This window comes from Neohoeflea coraliihabitans, from assembly GCF_019334345.1.
Taxonomy (GTDB): domain Bacteria; phylum Pseudomonadota; class Alphaproteobacteria; order Rhizobiales; family Rhizobiaceae; genus Pseudohoeflea; species Pseudohoeflea coraliihabitans.
This window is the reverse complement of sequence record NZ_JAHWQX010000004.1, coordinates 451,577-467,910: the sequence shown is the minus strand read 5'-3', so window position 1 is coordinate 467,910 and position 16,334 is coordinate 451,577. Positions and strand designations below refer to the sequence as shown.

At 64.2% G+C, this 16,334-nt stretch carries 17 protein-coding genes; 8 read left to right on the top strand and 9 right to left on the bottom strand.

Annotated elements, in window-relative coordinates:
* A complete protein-coding gene (locus tag KY465_RS17010; RefSeq protein WP_219203274.1) occupies positions 1 to 741 on the bottom strand; it encodes a MauE/DoxX family redox-associated membrane protein in 741 nt (246 codons plus the stop codon).
* Positions 742 to 841: 100 nt separating this feature from the next.
* Positions 842 to 1,714 carry a DUF6692 family protein gene (locus KY465_RS17005; protein ID WP_219203273.1) on the bottom strand — a complete coding sequence of 291 codons (873 nt, stop codon included), beginning with the start codon at positions 1,712 to 1,714 and terminating at the stop codon, positions 842 to 844.
* A gap of 229 nt (positions 1,715 to 1,943) precedes the next feature.
* On the opposite strand from KY465_RS17005, the gene KY465_RS17000 reads away from it, so the two are divergent.
* The 6 genes from KY465_RS17000 to KY465_RS16975 all read left to right on the top strand — a co-directional run bounded on the left by KY465_RS17000 (position 1,944) and on the right by KY465_RS16975 (position 6,315).
* Positions 1,944 to 2,384 (top strand): c-type cytochrome, encoded by a 441-nt coding sequence (locus KY465_RS17000; protein WP_346432660.1) that lies wholly within the window; start codon positions 1,944 to 1,946, stop codon positions 2,382 to 2,384.
* Positions 2,385 to 2,387: 3 nt separating this feature from the next.
* Positions 2,388 to 2,789, top strand: coding sequence for a hypothetical protein (locus tag KY465_RS16995; protein ID WP_219203272.1), 402 nt, complete (start codon positions 2,388 to 2,390; stop codon positions 2,787 to 2,789).
* A gap of 59 nt (positions 2,790 to 2,848) precedes the next feature.
* Complete coding sequence (locus KY465_RS16990; protein ID WP_219203271.1) at positions 2,849 to 3,499, top strand: c-type cytochrome; 651 nt, start codon at positions 2,849 to 2,851, stop codon at positions 3,497 to 3,499.
* A gap of 3 nt (positions 3,500 to 3,502) precedes the next feature.
* The gene (locus tag KY465_RS16985) at positions 3,503 to 4,390 is read left to right on the top strand and encodes a c-type cytochrome (protein ID WP_219203270.1); all 888 of its coding nucleotides are present in this window, start codon (positions 3,503 to 3,505) and stop codon (positions 4,388 to 4,390) included.
* Positions 4,387 to 5,784: a multicopper oxidase family protein gene (locus tag KY465_RS16980; protein ID WP_255561766.1), complete on the top strand. Its 1,398-nt coding sequence runs from the start codon at positions 4,387 to 4,389 to the stop codon at positions 5,782 to 5,784. Before KY465_RS16985 ends, KY465_RS16980 begins: the two co-directional genes overlap by 4 nt.
* 81 nt (positions 5,785 to 5,865) lie before the next feature.
* Positions 5,866 to 6,315 (top strand): DUF302 domain-containing protein, encoded by a 450-nt coding sequence (locus KY465_RS16975; protein WP_219203269.1) that lies wholly within the window; start codon positions 5,866 to 5,868, stop codon positions 6,313 to 6,315.
* A gap of 50 nt (positions 6,316 to 6,365) precedes the next feature.
* On the opposite strand, the gene KY465_RS16970 is transcribed toward KY465_RS16975, so the two are convergent.
* Positions 6,366 to 8,498 carry a 3-hydroxyacyl-CoA dehydrogenase NAD-binding domain-containing protein gene (locus tag KY465_RS16970; protein WP_219203268.1) on the bottom strand — a complete coding sequence of 711 codons (2,133 nt, stop codon included), beginning with the start codon at positions 8,496 to 8,498 and terminating at the stop codon, positions 6,366 to 6,368.
* A gap of 194 nt (positions 8,499 to 8,692) precedes the next feature.
* Here KY465_RS16970 and KY465_RS16965 point away from each other — a divergent pair, with 194 nt between their 5' ends.
* Both KY465_RS16965 and KY465_RS16960 read left to right on the top strand, forming a co-directional pair.
* Positions 8,693 to 9,103, top strand: coding sequence for a Zn-ribbon domain-containing OB-fold protein (locus KY465_RS16965; protein WP_219203267.1), 411 nt, complete (start codon positions 8,693 to 8,695; stop codon positions 9,101 to 9,103).
* 76 nt (positions 9,104 to 9,179) lie between these two features.
* Positions 9,180 to 10,259 (top strand): thiolase C-terminal domain-containing protein, encoded by a 1,080-nt coding sequence (locus KY465_RS16960; RefSeq protein ID WP_255561792.1) that lies wholly within the window; start codon positions 9,180 to 9,182, stop codon positions 10,257 to 10,259.
* Between the two features lie 11 nt (positions 10,260 to 10,270).
* Here the strand turns inward: KY465_RS16960 and KY465_RS16955 are convergent, their stop codons facing one another.
* From KY465_RS16955 to KY465_RS16930, 6 genes are all read right to left on the bottom strand, one after another.
* Complete coding sequence (locus KY465_RS16955) at positions 10,271 to 11,125, bottom strand: enoyl-CoA hydratase-related protein (protein ID WP_219203265.1); 855 nt, start codon at positions 11,123 to 11,125, stop codon at positions 10,271 to 10,273.
* 87 nt (positions 11,126 to 11,212) lie between these two features.
* Entirely contained in the window at positions 11,213 to 12,151 is a 939-nt protein-coding gene (locus tag KY465_RS16950; protein ID WP_219203264.1) for a hypothetical protein, read from the bottom strand.
* Positions 12,151 to 13,137, bottom strand: coding sequence for an NAD(P)H-dependent flavin oxidoreductase (locus KY465_RS16945; protein WP_219203263.1), 987 nt, complete (start codon positions 13,135 to 13,137; stop codon positions 12,151 to 12,153). Before KY465_RS16945 ends, KY465_RS16950 begins: the two co-directional genes overlap by 1 nt.
* 46 nt (positions 13,138 to 13,183) lie before the next feature.
* Positions 13,184 to 14,494: a TRAP transporter large permease gene (locus KY465_RS16940; protein ID WP_219203262.1), complete on the bottom strand. Its 1,311-nt coding sequence runs from the start codon at positions 14,492 to 14,494 to the stop codon at positions 13,184 to 13,186.
* Positions 14,491 to 15,051, bottom strand: coding sequence for a TRAP transporter small permease (locus KY465_RS16935; RefSeq protein WP_219203261.1), 561 nt, complete (start codon positions 15,049 to 15,051; stop codon positions 14,491 to 14,493). The genes KY465_RS16940 and KY465_RS16935 overlap by 4 nt, the downstream gene beginning before the upstream one ends.
* Positions 15,052 to 15,114: 63 nt before the next feature.
* Positions 15,115 to 16,230 (bottom strand): C4-dicarboxylate TRAP transporter substrate-binding protein, encoded by a 1,116-nt coding sequence (locus KY465_RS16930; RefSeq protein ID WP_219203260.1) that lies wholly within the window; start codon positions 16,228 to 16,230, stop codon positions 15,115 to 15,117.
* Positions 16,231 to 16,334 lie beyond the last annotated feature (104 nt).

The window sequence follows — 16,334 nt, the reverse complement described above, 5'->3', positions numbered from 1 at the left end:
CTAGACCAGCCAGCGCGCGCCCATCCACAGCCCCATGGCGATCATCATCAGATTCTCGGTCAGCGAGACGAAGCCGAGCGGCACATTCGAGGCGCCGCCGACGCAGGCGCATTTGAGCTCGCGCCTGTCGATATAGACCGCCTTGAACACGGACACCGCGCCGATCGTGCCGATGAACAGGGCCACCGGGACGGAGATGAAGCTGAGAATGCCGCCGACCATCAAGATACCGGCCAGCGCCTCGCCGAAGGGATAGATGCGGCCATAGGGCACCCAGCGCTGCGCCAGGAGGTCATAATTGAGGAACATGGTCGAAAAGCTCTCGACATCCTGAAGCTTCTGGACGGCGAGAAAACACATGGAAATGGCGATGAACCATTCGAGAACCCGGATGTGGAGGACCGTTCCGAGGAGGCCCAGTCCCAGGGCCAGGGCCATCAGCGCCGCAACGGCAAATATGGCGATCACCGGGCGATAGGTGGTTGCTTCCGGATCCTTCACCTGGCGGCCGAAATGCGCGAGAAGGTCGTCGTGACCGCCGATGCGCTTGCCATCGATGAAGGTCTGCGGTGTTGTCTTGACGTCGTGCTCGGCGCGAAAGGCATCGGTCTCCGCGCGCGAGGTCAGATGATGGTCCTCGACCGTGTAGCCTTCCTTTTCGAGCAGGTGTTTGGACTTCAGTCCGTAGGGGCAGACATGGTCGTCCATGACCATGCGATAAAGCTGCGCTGTCTTTGCCATGTCGTTGTCCCTTCAATGCCAGGGTTGAAGATCATCCGGCTGTGCCTTTAGGGCAGGATGTGATCACCCTGCCCCACGACCTTTCTTCCGGTCAGCCGTTTCAGGTGCTGCAGCCGTAAAAGCCGCGATAGCCCGCTTCCAGGCCCTGTTCGAGTCGCAGCACAAGTTCGGCTTCCTCGTCGTCGTCCTCACCGAGCGCATCATCCTCCTCAACGGCGCTGAGCCGGGCCTCGATCCCAGGGGCGGACCAGACGCGCGCCTCGGCACTTTCCCCTTGCGAGAGGCGGACGAGATCGCCGTCGAGCTTCACAAGGGCAGCAAGACCTTCGCCGGTTTCGCCGACCGCCAGCACCGGCGGGCTGTCCGTGGTGTAGCGGAAGGCGCAGGCGGCGCCTTCGGGGAAGACCTGCGTGATGTCCTCGGCCCGCATGAACCCGGCGTCCATCGTCGCAGTTTTGGGCGTCGACAGCGCCTGTTGCAGGCTCATGACCTCGGCCGGCGGCTCCGGCTCGCTCTCCTGGCGCGGCCCGTTCGCCTCGATCTCGGCGATCAGATAGCGCATCTCGGCGATCTCCTTGTCCTGGGCGTAAATGATCTCGTCGGCGAGCTTGCGCACGCGGCTGTCCTCGATATTGGCGCGCGTCGAGGTCATGATGGCGATCGAGTGATGCGGGATCATGGCGCGCATATAGCTGGTGTCGGCGACCGTGACCTGACTGCGCACCAGCCAGAGGGCTATGGCGAAAACGAGCAGCGAGCCGATGAAAATCGCCGCGTTGATCTTCTTGTTGGAATACATCGACAGCATGAAGCTGAGCATGATGATCGCCATGACGGCGCCCATCAGGATCGCCATGTAGGTGCGGGTCTCACTGAAGAAGACATGGGTGATCAGATAGGTGTTGATATACATCAGGCCGAACATGACCACGGTGGACGTCGCGATCATGGCGGCAAATCGCCAATATGACATGGAAATGGCCTCCGAAGTTTCGTCTACCGGAATGTAACAACCTTCCAACGCTGGAAGGTTCCAAAAAATTTGCAAGCCGGCCGGCGCGGCCTAGATAGGTGTCACGTTGAAGTGAGGCTGCCAGCCGCCGCTTGACCTTCCAGCAGGCGGAAGGTCTATGCCGTGTTTGGCAGTAGGAAACAGCAGCGCCAGGCCATAAGGGCGGGGCGCCGGCAAAAGGGTTTGGAACGTGAATCCGAAATATTTCGTCATCGGTTTTTTTGCACTCGGCATCGGCGTTCTGGCCTACGAGTATCTCAAGCCGGCCGAGCAGGATCCGCATTCCGTGCAGACCACAGCCGGCATATCCGGCGCACCGCTGGTGGAGGTGAAGGTTCCCGAACTCTCCGAACAGGCCGAAGCGGGGCGGGCGTTGTTCGACGCCAATTGTGCCGCCTGCCACGGCAAGAACGCCGCCGGACAGGACGGCGTGGCGCCGCCCCTGGTGCACAAGGTGTATGAGCCCAATCACCACAGCGACATGGCCTTCCAGCTTGCTGCCAAGAGCGGCGTGCGGGCGCATCACTGGCGGTTCGGCAACATGCCGCCGGTCGAGGGGGTCAGCGAAGACGAGGTCAATCTGATTATCGAGTATGTGCGGAGCCTGCAGCGTGCGAACGGAATTCTCTGATTGATGGCGGGCTGGCGGCGCCAATTGCTTCCCACCCTCGCGGTGATGCTGCATTTCAGCGCGGCCGTGATGCTGGCCGTCGCCGGCGGCACCTATGCGCATGGGGCAGCCACACCGCATGAGCACATCGCCGCCGACAGCGTGTCTGCGCTCCCTGCGGCAGGCAGCGCGTTCACTGCCGATGTGGTCGTCAGCGCAAGTGACGCGCATGATCATGCAATGTCCGGATCGCCCGCCGATGACGCAGAATCGGCATCATTGCATTGCGGCGCACCGATCCTGCTGCCGCCGGCGGAACAGACACTCGGCGCTCACACCGGGCAACAGCTTTGGCGTGGCAGCAACGACCGTTTACTGCCGCATTACACGGCGCATGATCCTCCGCCTCCGCGACCTCTCTCCTGACCTTGCACGCGGGGCGCCTTTGCACGCCTCCGCATTGACCCGATTCCAGGAGAAGAAACATGACGAAATTTTTGAAATCCACCCTCACCGCTGCAATCGTGCTCACCGGCGCCAGCGCCGTGGCATTGGCGCATGGCGGCGCCACCGGCATCGTCAAGGAGCGCATGGACGGCATGATGGCGATGGGCAAGGTGGTCAAAGAGCTGTCGGCGATGATGCGTGGCGACGTGGCTTACGATGCCGATGCGATGCGTGAAGGCGCCAGAACCATCAGGGTGCATTCCGGTGACAATCTAACCCGTCTCTTTCCGGAGGGCAGCGGCGGCGCGCCGTCCGAGGCCAAGGCGGCCATCTGGAGTGATTGGGAGAATTTCGCGGCCCTGGCTGAGCGCCTTGCCGTCGAAGCCGAGGGCCTGGAGGCCGCGGCCGGCAATGGCCTTGCCATGCCCGGCGGCGACACCGCCAACTCCGGAATGGGCGGCTCCGGGATGGCCGACATGATGGGAACGGCCGGTTCCGGCATGATGGGCAGCGGTTCGTCGACCATGATGGGCAGCGGTTCCGGCATGATGAGCGGCGGCATGATGGGCGCGGGACGCTCGGGTCCCTCAGCCGAACAACTGGCCGCGATGCCCGTCGATGGCGTGTTCAACATGCTGGCGCGAACCTGCTCGGCCTGCCACAGCAAGTTTCGCAGCGAGAAGAAGTAGGCGATGAGAAAGCTCCTGCTTGTTGCGTTCGCGGCGCTGGTCCTTGCCGGTGCGGTGGTCGCCAGTCTGGCCTATTGGCCGATCAGCGAAACGGTGCAACTCGACGAAAAGACAGGGGATGCAGGCCGCGGCGCCTATCTTGCCCGCATGGCCGGATGCATCGCCTGTCATACCGACAGCGCCAATAATGGGGCGCCGCTGGCCGGCGGCGTCGCGCTGCCGACCGAGTTCGGAACCTTTTATTCGCCCAACCTGACCACCGATGTTGAAGAAGGCATCGGATCGTGGTCGCGAAAGGATTTTGCGCGGGCGGTGCGGCAAGGCGTATCGCCGGAGGGCAAGCCTTATTATCCGGCCTTCCCCTACCCCTTCTACCGCCGGTTAACGGATCAGGATATCGCCGATCTGTGGGCCGCGTTCCAGACGGTTCCGCCGGTCGCGACGCCTTCGAGGGAACAGGAGGTGCCGTTTCCGTTCAGTTTCCGCGACGGGGTTAAGCTGTGGCGCGCGGTGTTTTTAAAACCTGGACCGTTCAAGCCGGAGCCGGGCAAATCGGAGCGTTGGAACCGCGGCAGATACATCGTCGAGGGACCGGCGCATTGCGGCGCCTGCCATACGCCACGCAATTTTGCCGGGGCGCGCCAGGTTGAGCTGAAGCTGCATGGTGCGGAGGATCTGCCGGACGGTGATGTGGCGCCGCCGATCACGGCCGAAGCGCTCCTCGACAATGGCTGGAGCAGGCAGACGCTTGCCTATGCGTTGAAAACCGGCGTGCTGCCGGATGGTGACGTGTTCGGCGGCTCGATGGGCGAGGTCGTGCGCGACGGCACGGCCTTTCTCACCGACGAGGATCTGAGCGCTATCGCAACCTATTTGCTGGACCAGGAATGATGATCTCACGACGCTCCCTGCTGGCCGGCGGTGCCGCAACCCTGCTGCCGCTGCCGACGCTGTCACTGGCTGAAACCGGTGACGGATGGCTTGATCTTAAGGCCGGACCGGCAGCCAGGAAACTCTATACGCCGGATGGGCCGGACTCGCCGCTTTGGACCTATAATGGTCAGGTGCCCGGGCCGGAAATCCGGCTGAAGCGCGGCGAGCGGGTGAAAGTGCGCTTCACCAATGAGCTCACAGAGCCGACATCGATCCACTGGCACGGCATTCGCATCGACAATGCCATGGACGGCGTCGCCGGGCTGACGCAGGCGGCGGTGGCACCAGGGGAGAGTTTTACCTACGACTTCGTGGTTCCGGATGCCGGGACCTATTGGTACCACGCCCACAACAAGAGCTGGAACCAGGTCGGGCGGGGCCTTTACGGGCCGCTGATCGTCGATGAAGAACAGCCGGCCTTTGACCGGGCGCATGACCTGACGCTGGTTGTCGACGACTGGCGGCTCGTGCAGCCGGGGATTCTCGACACCGAGAGTTTCGGGGCCCTGATGGACTGGGCGCATGGCGGGCGGCTCGGCAACTGGATCACGGTGAACGGCGTGGCTCAGCCGAAGCTGCGGCTCAAGCGCGGCGAAACCTACAGGCTGCGGCTGATCAATGCCGCCAATGCGCGCGTTTTCGAGATCGACCCGAACCGGTTTGGCGCCAAGGTCCTGGCTTATGACGGGCAACCGCTGCGTGAGCCGGCCACCCTGCCCTATGCGCCGGCGCTGCTTGGACCAGCGCAACGTATGGATCTCCTCGTCAAGGCGGAAGAGGATTTCGTCATCGAGGAACTGTCGACCACGCGGCCGTTCCCGCTGGTGGGTTTTGCGGCCACCGCGGGCGAGACGGCGAGCAATGCCGCGCCTGCCGTTCTGCCGCTCGCGCCGAATGCGATCGCGGAGCCGGACCTTGCCGGCGCGCGCCGGGTCAAGGTGGTGATGCAGGGCGGCGCCATGGGCGGCCCGGTGGATATCACCTACAATGGCAAGCGGCTCGAGGGTGAGGATTTCCCGCGGACGCGCCAGTCCTGGGCCTTCAACGGCATCGCCAATCTCGCCAAAGAGCCGCTTTTTGCCGCCGAACCCGGAGAAACGATTGTCATTGAAACAGTCAATCTCACCAGCTGGGTGCACGCCATGCACGTTCACGGCCATCATTTTCGCGTCTTGTCGCGATCCGGCAGCGAGATCGACGAGGACCAGCCGTGGCGCGACACCTTCCTGATCGGACCGGAGCAGACGACCGAGATTGCGTTCGTCGCCGATAATCGCGGTAAGTGGCTGTATCACTGCCATATGCTGGAGCATGCGGCCGCGGGGATGACGACCTGGTTCGATGTGAGCTAGCCGGGACCGCGCGGCGGCGGGTGGACCTCAGACGTCTCAGCGCTACTTGGCTGAAGATGTCGAACGCGAAAGGATCTACCCATGCTGAAATCTTTAGTCGCCGGTCTGGCGCTGAGCGTTGTTGCCCTTGGCGCGAACGCCGCCGAACTGATGGAAACAACCAGCCCGCACAGCGTTGATGAGACGGTGACGCGCTTTGTCAGCGCCGCCGAGAAGGCCGGGGCGACGATTTTCGCACAGATTGACCATGCCGAGGGTGCGAGCTCCGTCGGCACTGAGATGGAGCCGACCATGCTGATCGTTGTCGGCAACCCGAAGATCGGCACGCCGGTGATTGCCGCTGATCGGCGCGCCGGGCTTGATCTGCCGCTCCGGGTGCTGGTCTGGGAAGCGGATGGCAAGACGATGGTCGCCTATGAGCAGCCGTCCGAAATCAAAACGCGTCACGGCGTCGAAGGGGCCGATGCATCGTTTGAAAAGATGCAGGGCGCCCTCGACAAGCTGGTCGGCGCGGCAACCCAAGCCGACTGAGGCGGCGGGCGCTCGCGAAGAGGCCAAGCGGCCAGATCAGAACCAGACTTTCAGAAGCGGGACGGATCGGCGGCGCTGTAAAAGCGCTCGCCATTCGCCGCCATACGGCGCAGATTTTCCGGCGGGGCATAACGTTCGCCATAGCGCGCCGCGTAGTGCTCGCAACGGGCAAGAAAGGCCGCCTGCCCGAGCGTATCGACATAGGCGACCGGTCCGCCACGAAAAGCGGGGTAGCCCCAGCCGAGCACCGCACCGACATCGCCATCGATCGGTCGCAGCAGCACCCCTTCCTCGAGGCAACGCAACGTCTCGATCGATTGCAGCATCAAGAAGCGTTCCGCCAGTTCCGCGGGGGCGGGCTGATCGGCCAGCGGTTCGAACTGTCCGGCGAGGCCGGGCCACAGGGACTTGTCGCCGTTTGCCGAATAATCATAGTAGCCGGCGCCATCGCTGCGTCCCTTGCGTCCCAGTTCGTCGACCATCAGCCGGCAGACGCGATAGGCGGCGGTTTCCCTGAAGGCATCGCCGAGATCAGCGCGTTCCTGGCACTGCACCTTGTAGGCCAGCGCGATCGACAACTGGTCGCTGAGCGCCAGCGGACCCATCGGCAGCCCGGTCAGAAGACCGCCTTCCTCGATCAGATGCGGCGCCACCCCCTCCTCGAGCATTTCCAGCGCCTCGTAGATATAGGTGGCGAACACCCGGCTGGTGTAGAAGCCGCGCCCGTCGCGCACGGCGATCGGCGTCTTGCGCACCGCCTTGAGGAAATCGAGGGCGTGCGCCAGTGCGGTGTCCGAGGTCTGCTCGCCCATGATGATCTCGACCAGCGCCATGCGGTCGACCGGCGAGAAAAAATGCATGCCTATGAAAAGATCGGGCTGGCTGCTGGCCTCGGCGAGACCGGTGATCGGCAGGGTCGAGGTGTTGCTGGCAAAGACGGTGCCCGGCTTCATTCTGGCGACGGCGCGCCGCGTCACATCGGCCTTGACCGCGCGGTTCTCGAACACCGCCTCGACAACCAGATCGACATTGGCGAGGCGGTCGAAGTCGTCGGTCGGTTCGATGCGGGCCAGCAGCCCTTCGGCCTTGTCGAGGGCCGCCCGGTCGCCGCGGGCGCGGCGTTCGAGCCGTGCGTGGATCCCGTCCCGACCTTTTTCCGCCTGTTCCATAGTCGTGTCGAGAAGAACGACCTCGATGCCCGCTGCGGCGGCGATCTGGGCGATGCCGGCGCCCATCATGCCGGCCCCGAGCACGCCGATGCGGGAAAACTGCCGCGTCGGCACGCCGTCCGGGCGGCTGGCGAGCTTGCGCGCGGCGCGCACTGCGAAAAAGCTGGTGCGGATGGTGTTCGACGATTGCGGGTCAAAGCAGCAGTCGACAAAATTCCGGGTTTCGATCGCAATGCCGTCATCGAACGGTATGGCCATGCCCTCACGCACGCTGGCCAGAGCGCGCTCCGGCGCCGTCTGCAGGCCGCGTGTGCGGGCGCGCATGTCCTCTGCCGCCTTTTCAAATGCCGCATTGTCCTTCACCTGCGGTGCGGCGTCCGAGCGGTCCCAGGGCTGCACGACGTCCCCGGCGGCCAGCTCGAGCGCCTTGCGGCAGGCGGTCTCGAGCAACTGGTCGGCACTGGCGATCGCGTCGAGCATGCCATGGTCGAGCGCCTCGGCGACCTTCAGGACCTTGCCCGACAGAATCAGCGGCAAGGCCTTGTCGATGCCGATCAGACGCGGCAGACGCTGCGTGCCGCCGCCGCCCGGGAGCAGAGCCAGCGTCACTTCCGGCAGTCCGAAACGCGCGGACGGATTATCGGCGGCGATGCGATAGTGGCAGGCCAGCGCAAGTTCATAGCCGCCGCCGAGCGTGCTGCCGTTCAGCGCGGCGACAAACGGTTTGCCGGACGTCTCGATGTCGCGGTAAATCCGGTGAAAGCCGAGAATGCGCTTCTCGTAGGTGTCGCGGTCCATGTCGCCGGGCAGGATCTTGGTGAGATCGGCGCCGGCGAGAAAATCCTTCTTGGCGGAGGCGACAACGACGCCGCGAACGGCGGGATCGGCGATGGCGCGGCGGGCGAGTTCGCCGTAGCGCTCGATGCTGTCGCCGGTCAGGACATTGGCGGCCTGGCCCTCCAGATCCCAGAGAAGGACCGCAACTCCATCGGGGCGAATGTCGTACCTGATCATGTGGATTTTCTCCGGCGGTTGTTGCGGACGAATGTCCCGTCGAGAGGGAGGTGGACCACACCACAAATGGCTGCGGCCTGGCGGGCCATGGATTGCGCGGCAAGCTAGTTCGCCGTTTCGAACCGTGTCAATAGTTGAAATCGCAGTCACGGTATGAAATGAAAGCAGCCAGACAATTGGCAAGGAGGGTGACCATGTCCACCAACGCGACGCGGCCGGTTCCGCGACCGACCCCCGAGACCGCGCACTACTGGAAGGGGATTGCCGAGCGCAAGATCCTGCTGCAGCACTGCACGCCCTGCGACAAAACCTGTTTTCCGCCGCGCAGCTTCTGCCCGCACTGCGGCAGCGATGCCGTCGAGGTCGTCGAGGCTTCCGGCAAGGCGACCCTCTATTCCTTCGTCATCAGCCGGGCCCGCGTGCCCGAATTCGAGCGCCCCTACTGTGTCGGCATCGCCGAACTGGAGGAGGGCCCGCGGCTGATGACGCAGATCGTCGACAGCCCGGCCGATCCCGAGCAGCTGTTGGTCGACATGGCGCTGGAGCCGGTATTCTTTGACGCCGCTGACGGCGTCACCCTGCTGCATTTCCGCCCAAAGCGCTAACCAGAGAGACAGAGCATTGACCGAACTCGCAATCGTGGGCGCCGCGGAAACCCGGCGCATCGGCATTGTCGACGACATGTCGGAACTTGAACTCATCAGTGAGGCGGCGCGCGACGCGCTGGCCGATGCGGGCCTTACCCTCGCGGATGTCGACGGCCTGGCAACCAGCTACGAGCGGCCCAACCTGGTGGCCAATTATCTGGGTCTGAAGCCAAGCTGGCTGGATGGAACAGATATCGGCGGTTGCTCGACAATGGTGCATCTGCGGCACGCGGCGGCGGCGATTGCCGCCGGGCAATGCAAAACGGTGCTCATCGCGCATGGCGAAAGCGGCCGGTCCGGCATCGGCCGCGAGGCCGTCGACATGCAGTTCACCGACCTGCACCGGCAGTTCGAATTACCCTACGGTACGGTCGGACCGACCACCGCCCTCACCCTGCCCTTAACGCGCTACATGGCCCAGTACGGCATGAAGGCGGAAACGCTGGCGATGGTGCCTGTCGTGCAGCGCGAATGGGCGGCGAAAACACCGCGCGCCATGCTGCGCGACCCGATCACCGTCGACGACGTGCTGGCCTCGAAGATGATTGCCTGGCCGGTGCACCTGTTCGAATGCTGCGTCGTGACCGATGGCGGCGGCGCGCTGGTGGTCACCGCTGCCGAGCGGGCGGCCGATCTCAGCGAAACGCCGGTGTGGCTGTGGGGCTCGGGCGAGGCCTATGGCGAGGCGTTGATCAGCCAGATGCCGGATATGGCGTTTGCCGATGTGTTCGCGCAGTCGGGCGCCATGGCGTTCAAAGAGGCCGGCGTCGGCCCGGACGACATCGATCACCTGATGCTCTATGACGCCTTCGCGCACATCCCGATCTTCGCGCTGGAAGCCCTCGGCTTTGCCAAGCGCGGCGAAGGCGGTGATCTGATCGCCAGCCGCGCCACGGCGCCGGGTGGCCGCCTGCCGGTCAACACCACGGGTGGCGGATTGTCCTATACCCATACGGGGCGCTACGGCATGTATGCGGTGCAGGAGAGCGTGCGGCAATTGCGCGGCACAGCGGCGGCACAGTGCGACAATATCGACGTGTCGCTGGCGCATGGTCTCGGCGGCATGTTCGCGGCCGCCGGCACCTCGATCCTGTCAAAACACAGAAAGCGCTGAGGCGCGCGCGCCTAGCTTTCGTCCTCATAGTCGGGCGCGGCGAAGAAGCGCGCCGTGTCCGGCATGTCCCGCGAGGGGCGCATGGGGAAGGCGGGCGGACGTTTTTCAAAGAAGGAGGCGACGCCCTCGGCCGCGTCGGGCGATTTGCCCATGGCGCCGAACAGGGCCGATTCCATCCGATGCGCTTCCATCGGATGATCGGCCCCGGCCATTTGCCAGAGCATGCGGCGCACCAGCGCCACCGAGACGGCGGAGGTGTCGGCCGTCAATTCGCGGCAGATCTCCCGGGCGCGCGGCAGCAGTTCCTGCGCTTCGACCAGTTCGGACACCAGACCGTGGCGCAGCGCCTCGGCGGCGGGAAAAAGCGCGCCTGAAACCGCCCAGCGCAACGCCTGCGGCATGCCGACGATGCGCGGCAGGAACCACGCGGCGCAGCTTTCGAGCACAACGCCGCGACGCGTGAAGACGAAGCCGAATTTTGCATGCGATGCGGCAATCCGTACGTCTGCCGCAAGACACAGTGTGGCGCCGATACCCGCCGCCGCACCATTGAATGCGGCGATGATCGGCTTGTTGAGGTCGAACATACGCAGGGTCACCATGCCGCCGCCATCGCGAAATGGCGCGTCCGGCGTCTCGCCCTTCAGGCTTTCGCCATCGCCGGCGAGATCAGCACCGGCGCAGAAAGCCCGTCCGGCTCCGGTGATGATGACGGCGCGCACGTCATCATCGGCATCGGCGCGGTCGAACGCGTCGAGCAGTTCGTCACGCATGCCATAGGTGAAGGCGTTCATCCGATCGGGACGATTGAGGGTGATGGTGAGAAGGCCGTCCGCCTTCTCACAGAGAATGTCCGAATACTCCATTCCGTCTGTCCTTGCCTCTGTCGCCGCCCCGCCTGCCCGCCGCCAACTGCTCTTCACAACCCTTGGCGGCCTGCGCTCTAGCCGCGGTCAGCCGCCGTAAAGCGCCTTGCGCTCGCTCTCATAGGGCGCGTAGGATTCCTTCATGAACGCGCAGTTGAGCAGCATTTCGGCGACCACCTCGTCGCTGCCGGGGCGCAGCAGCCGGGTGCGGATCCAGACGCTCTCGGTGCGGCGGCTCTCGCTCAGAAACACCACCTCGCGGTCGACCTCGTAGTCCTCCCCGACAAAGACCGGACCGTCGAGCAGCCGGATCTCCTGGTCGGCAAACAGACCGACCGCCGGTCCCTTGATATCGACCGACCTGTCCTCCCAGCTGTGCTGCATCAGCACGCTGATCATTTCAAACGGCACCAGCGGGCGGTCCCAGGGCGCCTGCGCCGCCGTGTAGAGCGGCGAGGGTTCGGTGATGCGGCGCAATTTGTCGGCCAGCGAAAAGGGATAGAGCTTGCCGACCCGCCGGTCGGCATCAAGGCGCACCGGCAGGCGCGGCACGCGGGCGCCGATCTCGACATTGGACAGAATGACCGGCTGGCGGGCCGGAGACAATTCGGCAAGGCGGCGCGTCAGCGCCGTGTCATGAAAGTCCGGACCGAGGGAGGCGGTGCCGCGCAGGATCTCGGTGCCGTCGTCGCGCTGCATCCATATTTCGGCGACAGCGCCGTCCTTGTCCGGACGCCGCAGGAAGGCGCGCAGGCTGTCGCCCTCATAGGCGGGTGCCCGGTAACGGGCCGAGAGGCAGCCACGCGCCAGCCAGTCGTCGCCCCACAGGGCGTGGCAGAGCGGAACAAACTGGCTGAAATGCGTCGGCCCCTCGATGGTGCCACCCTCAAAGCCGACGCTGCGGGCGGTCGCATCATCATGGATCGTGCCGTTATGGCCGTATTCCTGCTCCGACAGCATCTGCAGCGGCTGGCGGACGGGTCCGGAAAGGACGCCACCGGACTCTTCGATCGGGCAATCGAACATCAGGCTCCCTTCCCGGCATTGAGCTGCGCCAATCGCCCGGTGATGATCGCATCCGCCTCGTTCATGATGCGCTCGATCAGTTCGGCGGCGCTTGGGACGTCATCGATCAGGCCGGCGACCATGCCGCAGGACCAGGCGCCGCGATCAGTCTCGCCGTCCTTCATGACGGCACCATAGACGCCGACGACCTCATTCGCGATGTCCTCGAAGACCAGGTCGCTGCCACGCTGGCGTTCGGTGGCCAGCACCTTTTCGACGGCCGGATTGTTGAGAACGCGCTCGGTGTTGCGCAGGCCGCGCATGATCAGGCGTGTGTCGCGTTCGCTGGCGGCAACAATGGCGTCCTTGACGCGGTCATGCACCGGCGCTTCGCGGGTGGCGAGAAAACGGGTGCCCATGTTGACGCCATCGGCGCCGAGCGCCAGAGCGGCGACCAGCGAGCGGCCATCGGCCATGCCGCCCGAGGCGACGAAGGGAATGTCGAGCGCATCGGCGGCGCGCGGCAACAGGATCATGTTCGGAATGTCGTCCTCGCCGGGGTGACCGCCGCATTCGAAGCCGTCGACCGACACCGCATCGCAGCCGATCGACTGGGCCTTCAGCGCATGGCGCACCGAGGTGCATTTGTGGATCACCTTGATGCCGGCAGCCTGCAGATGCGGCAGCACGGCCTGAGGGTTGTTGCCGGCGGTCTCGACGATCTTGACGCCACCGTCGATGATCGCCTTGATCAGACCGGGATAATCCGGTGACTGAACGGTCGGCAGGAAGGTCAGATTGACGCCGAACGGCTTGTCGGTCAGAGCGCGGCAGCGGGCAATCTCCCGGGCCAGCTTGTCGGGCGTGCCCTGCGTCAGGCCGGTGATGATGCCCAGACCGCCAGCGTTCGAGACCGCCGCTGCCAGTTCGGCATAGCCGACCATGTGCATGCCGCCCTGGATGATCGGATGGGCGATGCCGAACAATTCGGTGATGCGGGTTTTCATCGGTCCTCCAGCCGGTTGGGAAAGGGCAGCGCGCGGATGCGCGCCGTCAGGTGCCGATCAGATCGGGAATGAAGGTGATCAGTTGCGGAAAGGCGATCATCAGGCCGAGAACGATGACGTCGACGATGAGGAACCACCAGATGCCCCGGAAGATCGCCGAGGTGGATATCCTGTCGCCGACGACGCTCTTGACGACGAAGACATTCAGCCCGACCGGCGGCGTGATCATGCCGACCTCGAGCAGCTTGACGATCAGCACCCCGTACCAGATCAGGCTGGCATCGGAGGCCTGCATCACCGGCAGCACGACCGGCAGTGTCAGCAGGAGGGCGCCGAGCGGTTCGAGGATCAGGCCGAGCATCAGATAGAGGACGACCAGGCCGAGTGCGAGGATCCAGGGCTCGGCGCCGAAGCTGATGACGAATTGCGAGAGTTCGCCGGCGACGTCGCTCAAGGATAGAAAGCGGGTCAGCAGATTGGCGCCGATGGTGATGACGAAGATGGTCGCGGTGGTGAAGGTGGTCTCGCGCACGGCGAGCCAGATGACGCGCAGGCTGAGGGTCCGATTGAGCGCGGCAACGAGGAATGACGCCGCGGCGCCGACCGCGCCGGCCTCGGTGGCGGTGAAGACGCCGGAGAAAAGGCCGCCGAAGACGATCAGGATCAACAGCAGGGTCGGCCAGGTTTCCTTTGCCGCGGCGCGCCGCTCCTCGCGGCTGATGACCTCGGTGACCGGTGGCGCCAGCGACGGATCGAGCTTCACCCGGATGATGATCAGCAGAATGTAGGAGATTGCCGTCAGCAAGCCGGCGCCGATCCCGCCGAGAAACAACAGGCTGATCGGCGTCTGGGTGAATGTGCCGAAGAGAATGAGGAGGATCGATGGCGGGATCAATGCGCCAATGGTGCCGGCAGCGGCAATGGAGCCGGTCGCCAGCTCGGGCTTGTAGCCGTAGCGCAGCATTTCCGGCACGGCGATGCGGCCCATGGCGGCAGCGCAGGCGACGCTCGATCCGGAGACGGTGGCAAAGCCGGCGGAGCCGACCACTGCGGTGATGGCGAGGCCGCCCGGCAGCCGCGACAGCCAGACGCGGCACATGTTGAACAGGCCGCGCGTCAGTCCTGCATGGAAGCAGAGGAAGCCCATCAACAGGAACATGGGAATGGAGGTCAGCGTCCATTTGGCGACGAAGTCGTAGATCACTGCCGTCAGGATGCCGAAGGCGGCCCGTTCGCCGACCAGCAGCATGATCCCGACAAAGGAGACCGTGGTCAGCGCCACGGCGATCGGGATGCGGGCGAGAATGAGGAAGACGGCAACGCCGATGCCGGCGAAGCCGATGGCAAGATCGGTCATTCGACGATCCCCTCGGCCGGCTTGGCGCCCGGCTCGTCAGAGCCGCGTCCGCCACCGAGCCCATCGTTGGCGGGCAGGAAGAAGACGACGCAGCGGTAGACAAGCGTCAGGGTCATCAGGGCGAACCCGATGGGCAGGAAATAGTAGCTGGGCCAGATGTCGATGCGCACGCCCTGGGTGAAGATGAAGGCGACAACGTCGCGTTTCTTCTCGGCATCGAGGAATGTGCGGTAGGTGAGCACCGAATAGACGACGATCGACAACAGCCAGGAAATGTAAAGCGCGAAGTTCTGCAGCCGGTCCGAGAGCGTCTGGGTCAGAACCTCGACCGAGATATGCGCATTCATCCGTTCGGCGAAGGCGACCGGCAGAAAGGCGACGCCGACCATGTAGTAATGGGTGACGATCTCGACGGTGGCGGGAAAACCCTGAGAGGTGGTGAACTTGATGACAACATCCAGGACGATGTGCACCATCATGGCGATCACCAGGATGGCCGCGATGACCTGTGTGGCATCAAGGATGCGAGCCAGTGCCCGTCCGATCCTGTAGAGCATTCGCCTCCCCCCGGAACCGTGCTGCGCGGCCGCCTCATGAGCGGGCGGCCGCGCGGTGTCAGCTTACATGCCGTAGCTGGCCTTGTCCGTGTCGCCGTAGATGTTGTCGCGGAACAGATCGGCGACCTGGTCCGGAGCGCTGGCGTCGATCTCGGCAACCAGGCCTTCCCATTTGTCGACGAGACCGCGGAAACGGTCGATCTTGGCCTGCGCATCGGTGACGCCGAACTTGGTTTCGTTCAATTCGGCGATGCCGGGAACATCCTCCTCGACGAAGGCTTCGGTGGCGGCAATGACCTCGGCGTCAGGGGTGACGACCTCGACGCCCATGTCGGCGACACCCTTTTCGTGGGATTCGATATCACCGGCATAGGTGGCCGCGGCCGCGCGGCCAATGCCTTCGGCGGCCGTGTTGAGCACAGCCAGGCGGGTCTCCTCGTCCCAGCCGCGCCACACATCAACATTGGTGTTGAACAGCGCGTTGATGAAGAACGTGCCGAGCGGCAGGTCGGTGACGTATTTTGCCACGTCCTTCAGGCTGAGAGTGACGAAAGCCTCATAGGGATGGGTGTTGACGTCGATGGTGCCCTGCGAGAATCCCTCGTAGATGTCACCGGCCGGCAGGTTGACCTGCACGGCGTCCACGGCCTCGGCCCAGCGGCCAAAGGCCGAGAAGCTGCGGATGCGCTTGCCCTTCAGGTCCTCGAGGCTCTTGATCGGCGTGGTCGAGATCAAACGGTAAGGCGCGGTCGAGGTGAATCCGAGAAAGACCTGCCCCTCATTGAGATATTCCTGGCGGCACTCTTCGCTGGTCAGGCAATACTCGCTGGCGGCGCCGGCCATGACGACAAGATTCGAGCCGGTCATGCCGAGATCGCCGATCAGGTTCGTCTCCTTCAGTTCGGCACGGTGGTAGGAGGAGACGACGTAGCCCATGTCTGCGATGCCATCACGGATGCCCGAAAAGGTTTCCGTGAAGCTGAGCAGCGACGAGCCGGTGAACAGGCGAGCGGTGATCTCGCCGTCGGTGCGCTCCGGGATCTTCTCCTTGAAGTAGCGCATGGCGTCGACCATCGTGAAATTGTCCGGCACGCCGATGGCGAAACGGAGTTCCTCGGCCTTGGCGCCGATCGTCATCAGCACCGTCGCGGCACAGAGATAGCTGGTCAGTCTTTTCATCCTATATCCTCCCATAATTTCATCAGATGAAATGCCTTTCACACAATGAATTCCACGAATCGATGCATATTGCAACCGCGTTCTGCTTCGGACGGCGGAAATCC